The sequence below is a fragment of the Acidovorax sp. SUPP2825 genome (genome assembly GCF_030158995.1).
Lineage (GTDB): Bacteria > Pseudomonadota > Gammaproteobacteria > Burkholderiales > Burkholderiaceae_C > Paracidovorax.
Genome location: NZ_BQXK01000048.1, coordinates 1 through 3,556, shown reverse-complemented (window position 1 = coordinate 3,556; position 3,556 = coordinate 1). Strand labels below are relative to the sequence as shown.

Sequence of the window (3,556 nt, the reverse complement as noted above, 5' to 3'; positions counted from 1 at the left end):
GCTCTCCCGGGACTATGAGCGGTTGCCGGAAGTGCTCGGCGGGCTACATTTTCTGGTGTTTGCAGTGCTCATGTTGCCCGCCGCTGCACGGGTGCTAGCTGCGGCGGGAAGTTCATAACACGCTCTAAGTTTTTTTACTGATTTGGAAATTTAATGGCACGTCTTCTCGGTATTCATATTAGAAACTATAGAGCGTTGGCTGATGTAAGGTTAGGGCAAGTTCAGTATGGTAGGGGGACGCCTCTTCCCCGACTGACCTGTCTTATCGGACCCAATGGTTCTGGTAAGTCAACGGTGTTGGATGCCTTTGGTTTCGTGGCGGATTGCCTTCTTGACGGCGTAGAAGCTGCTTGTGATAAACCTTGGCGTGGAGGTTTTGACCGGCTTCGTACTCAAGGTGAGAGCGGTCCAATATCTTTTGAAATTTTCTTTGAGGCTGATGATCCTGCGAGGCCGATTGTTTATCAGCTCGTTGTCGACGTAGTGAATGGTGTTCCGGCAGCAATAGAAGAAACATGTCGGCAACGTAGAGAAGGCGAAACACTGGGTAAACCTTATTATTTTCTTAAGTTAAAAAAAGGCAGAGGTAAAGTGTGGGCTGGTCAAGCGGTAGGCGAGGCTACTGAGTCACGTATCTCACAAGCAGTAACACTTGTTGATCTCGACAAATTGGGAATTGCGACTCTAGGTAATTTATCTGAGCATCCTCGAATCGTAGCGTTAAGGACATATGTCGAACAATGGTATTTGTCGTACTTCGTGCCAAGCGCCGCCCGGGTCCTTCCCGCTGCGGGGGCGCAGCGGTGGCTCGATCGTGAAGGTGCAAATATTGGAAATGTTCTCCAATATTATCAAAGACAAAACCCAAAAGGATTTAATGCTATTCTAAGGCGTTTGGCTAAAGCCATTCCTGGTTTGAAAAAAATCACGCCTGAAGTTAGTAAGGATAAGCGTCTTTTGCTCAAATTCGATGAGGATGGATATCAGGATCCTTTTTTTCAACATGGAATGTCTGATGGCACGCTAAAAATGCTTGCTTATGCCGTACTGCTTGAAGATCCTCATCCTCGTCCATTTATTGGCATTGAAGAGCCAGAAAATGGCTTATATGTAAGACTTGTTGAACGCTTAGCTAGCCAATTTAGCAGCCGCACTGCAAATACTGCGCTGTCCACACAGATGCTGGTGACAACTCACTCACCTTATTTCGTTGATGCTCTACAGCCGTCACAAGTTTGGCTTATTCGAAAAGGGGGCGACGGTCATGCGCGCGCGACTTGTGCCGCCGACGTAACTACTATTGCGGCGATGAATGAGAGTGGTATACCGCTCGGCTCTTTGTGGTATAGCAATCATTTCGATGATGGTGCTCCGGAATGACTTTACATATATTGGTCGAGGGCGCTTCGGAAAGTGTTTTTTTCGACGGTTGGCTGAAAAAATTAAAATCAACTCAAATCATCCGAGTGCATGCCCATCAGGGTAAAGGAACTCTTCCCGCTGAAAATGCCAAGATAAATGCTAAGTTGAGGGGTTTGCTTGATCAATTGCCTTTTAAATTAAAAGCTTTTGCTGAAACATTGAGTGAAAATTCGGATGGAATACTAATTCTTATAGATGCAGATAATGATGATCCGAAAAATCTTATTGAAAATATTTCCAAAACAGTAAATCATTGCGCGCCTCTTTTAAGAGTGGAAATTTGCGTTGCGACGGAGGAGATGGAGGCATTTTATCTCGGAGATCTCAAGGCTATTAGGCGCGCGTATCCAGGCGCTGATATGGAGATTGCTAGAGATTATGTGCCAGACTCTATTTGCGGGACTTGGGAGAAGTTTGGGGAGATAATCGGTGATGATGGTGGTAACAAGGTTGCATGGGCCGAAAAGATGGGAAACGTTCTTACTACTAAAGCAGCGCAAAGCCGTTCGCCATCTTTCAAGATGATGCTTGCAAAAATATCTAACCTCACTCCGCAATTGGCACCGGATCGAAGTAAGAGAAAGTTTTATCATCGAGCAAAGGATTAGTATAGAATTGCTAATTATTGAGAGTCTTAAATTTGAGATTTTTCCGCTTATCTAAAAATAATTCCGGTATTAATATCGATGAAGCTCTTTGAGTGTGTATTTGTTTTTGCAGACCCGCGTTGTAATCAATGCCGCGATCGCTTCAGTAACCGCCGTGGCGTTGTCCGTTTTTCTCCAAGTCCCGCGTCTTTGCCCGCTCTTAATCACCTTCAATCGCCGCCGCGATTGCATTGCGCGCCTGTCCTGCCCGCGCCCTGACTTTCGTAAAAAAGTCCAGCATCGGCGCGCCCGACCAAATCATCGCGATGGGGCTGATGATGTTTTTCCGCAGATCACCTTGCTGTATCAGCGCCGCGCCGCAGCACTCATGGCGCGCATGATGGCACGGCACTTTCCTCTGCAGGGAGTGCTGAAAGTGCCGGTAGAAACCGAGTTACCGGTGGGGGTCGATCCTGACGCGGGAGTGGAGGGGACGGTGGTGACACAGGCGTTGGTGAGGCGTCTGGGGGAGGTAGAGGAGCGGGGGTAAAGGGCATCCCATTCCATTGCACACATCCCATGCAATAAAGCCACGCTGCAGCAATGGACGCTGATCAGGGGCAAATTTCCCTGTTACTCACTACTTTGATTCCTGTCCAGCAAGTGGCTGAAGCTATTGGAAAGAAGGTATGGCACGAATGAGCCGACAAACCACCACCAGTTCGACTGCCAGTAAGCGACCCCCCAGCAGATCCAGGCGAACAGGACAGTTGCTCTGCGCACTACACGTGACGGGGGAACGGTTTTCATCTTGCGACCTTAACGCCTTGGAGGCCCCACCTCACATAGACAAGGTAGGGCACGATTCGCACTGTGCCTGCTGGAGTGGAAATGTGGATCGGGATGCGCGAAACCTTCTCGATGAATCCATTGAGGGGCCTGCCGATGCGGGCCATGTAAACCCCCGCCCCGAAGATGCCATCCAATCCGAAAGGACTCGCGTTGATGACTCCAGTGCGCGCTATGCCGGCGGCGCCGGCTCTGGTGGTGAAATGGATCAGATTTTTCGGCAGCGCTGCGAAGCCATACCCTGCGGTTCCAAGCGTCAGGGCTGTGGTGGGCGCAATGTCTGGTGTCCACAGAACGGCCAAGGCGCCGGGTACATGCGCCAGTGGGGCAAGCGGGCTCTTTGAGTTCACGGCGATATCTGCCCAGTACTGAGCGGCACTGTCTCCGGCCAGCGTTGATGCTCGATAGAGTTGCTGGAGCTTGAGGAGCACCTTGTTCATCGCGCCCGGATCGGAAACCTCGACAGGTTTACGGCACCCATCGGGCAAGCACACCCATTTTTGTTCGGCCATAGAGCCTTATCGGTTTCGTGGGCCGCGAACCATAGGCTGGTATGGACTCGCGTACCTCCCTTTAGAGTGGCTAACACGACCTCTCAACAAACCGCGAGCAGATGATGGCTGCGGCCAATTTCAGCAGCGCCTGGTGGATGTCCAGTCGCCGCTCAAAGCGAATGCGCAGCTTTCCAAAGCCAGCAA

The 3,556-nt window shown here is 50.3% G+C and carries 4 protein-coding genes and 2 pseudogenes; 4 read left to right on the top strand and 2 right to left on the bottom strand.

The genetic code is table 11. The annotated features are described in order from the left end of the window. From AVAK2825_RS24570 to AVAK2825_RS24555, 4 genes and pseudogenes are all read left to right on the top strand, one after another. Positions 1-118, top strand: a pseudogene (locus tag AVAK2825_RS24570) (IS5/IS1182 family transposase); the annotation flags it as partial. A gap of 35 nt (positions 119-153) precedes the next feature. Beyond that, positions 154-1,380: an AAA family ATPase gene (locus AVAK2825_RS24565; RefSeq protein WP_284403102.1), complete on the top strand. Its 1,227-nt coding sequence runs from the start codon at positions 154-156 to the stop codon at positions 1,378-1,380. Then, positions 1,377-2,030 carry a DUF4276 family protein gene (locus AVAK2825_RS24560; protein ID WP_284403101.1) on the top strand — a complete coding sequence of 218 codons (654 nt, stop codon included), beginning with the start codon at positions 1,377-1,379 and terminating at the stop codon, positions 2,028-2,030. Before AVAK2825_RS24565 ends, AVAK2825_RS24560 begins: the two co-directional genes overlap by 4 nt. A gap of 100 nt (positions 2,031-2,130) precedes the next feature. Beyond that, entirely contained in the window at positions 2,131-2,559 is a 429-nt protein-coding gene (locus tag AVAK2825_RS24555) for a hypothetical protein (RefSeq protein ID WP_284403100.1), read from the top strand. Positions 2,560-2,815: 256 nt separating this feature from the next. On the opposite strand, the gene AVAK2825_RS24550 is transcribed toward AVAK2825_RS24555, so the two are convergent. Both AVAK2825_RS24550 and AVAK2825_RS24545 read right to left on the bottom strand, forming a co-directional pair. After that, on the bottom strand, positions 2,816-3,370 hold the full coding sequence (locus AVAK2825_RS24550) for a hypothetical protein (protein ID WP_284403099.1): 555 nt from the start codon (positions 3,368-3,370) through the stop codon (positions 2,816-2,818). A gap of 70 nt (positions 3,371-3,440) precedes the next feature. Continuing rightward, positions 3,441-3,556 (bottom strand): annotated as a pseudogene (locus AVAK2825_RS24545) (IS5/IS1182 family transposase); the annotation flags it as partial.